This is a genomic window from Streptomyces sp. SP18BB07, assembly GCF_036322545.1.
In the GTDB taxonomy this organism is placed as follows: domain Bacteria; phylum Actinomycetota; class Actinomycetes; order Streptomycetales; family Streptomycetaceae; genus Streptomyces; species Streptomyces deccanensis.
In genome coordinates this window covers 1-935 of sequence record NZ_JAQYWT010000181.1, presented here as the reverse complement: position 1 = coordinate 935, position 935 = coordinate 1, and the positions used below count along the sequence as shown (strand labels likewise).

Sequence of the window (935 nt, the reverse complement as noted above, 5' to 3'; positions counted from 1 at the left end):
GGGTACAGCGGGTGCTTGTCGGCGAGTGCCTTGACCCGGGTCTTGAGGGCCTCGGCGTCGTAGGCCGGCTTGAGGGCCTCGGCGATGACGTCGGCGACCTCGGTGAAGTCCTCGGCGGTGAAGCCGCGGGTGGCCAGGGCGGGCGTGCCGATGCGCAGGCCGGAGGTGACCATCGGCGGGCGGGGGTCGTTGGGGACGGCGTTGCGGTTGACGGTGATGCCGACCTCGTGGAGGCGGTCCTCGGCCTGCTGCCCGTCCAGTTCGGAGTTGCGCAGGTCGACCAGGATCAGGTGGACGTCGGTGCCGCCGGACAGGACGTCGACTCCGGCCTCGCGGGCGTCCGGGGCCGTCAGCCGCTCCGCCAGGATCCGCGCGCCCTCGACGGTGCGCCGCTGGCGCTCCTTGAACTCCTCGCTCGCCGCGACCTTGAAGGAGACCGCCTTGGCCGCGATGACGTGCTCCAGCGGACCGCCCTGGAAGCCCGGGAAGACGGACGAGTTGAGCTTCTTGGCGAACTCCTTCTTCGCCAGGATGATGCCGCCGCGCGGCCCGCCGAGCGTCTTGTGCGTCGTGGAGGTGACCACGTCGGCGTAGGGCACGGGGTTGGGGTGCAGCCCGGCCGCGACCAGACCCGCGAAGTGCGCCATGTCGACCCACAGGTGGGCGCCGACCTCGTCGGCGATCCGGCGGAACTCCGCGAAGTCCAGCTGACGCGGGTACGCCGACCAGCCCGCGATGATCACCTTGGGCCGGTGCTCCTTGGCGAGGCTCTCCAGCTCCGCCATGTCGACCAGACCGGTCGCGGTGTCCACGTGGTAGGCGACGACCTCGAACTGCTTGCCCGAGAAGTTCAGCCGCATCCCGTGGGTGAGGTGACCGCCGTGCGCCAGGTCCAGGCCGAGGATGGTGTCGCCGGGCTGGGCCAGGGCGAAGAG

1 protein-coding gene is annotated in these 935 nt (G+C 71.1%); it reads right to left on the bottom strand.

The annotated features are described in order from the left end of the window. On the bottom strand, window positions 1-935 hold a 935-nt coding region (gene glyA / locus PUR53_RS01775; RefSeq protein ID WP_329894542.1), incomplete at both ends, for a serine hydroxymethyltransferase.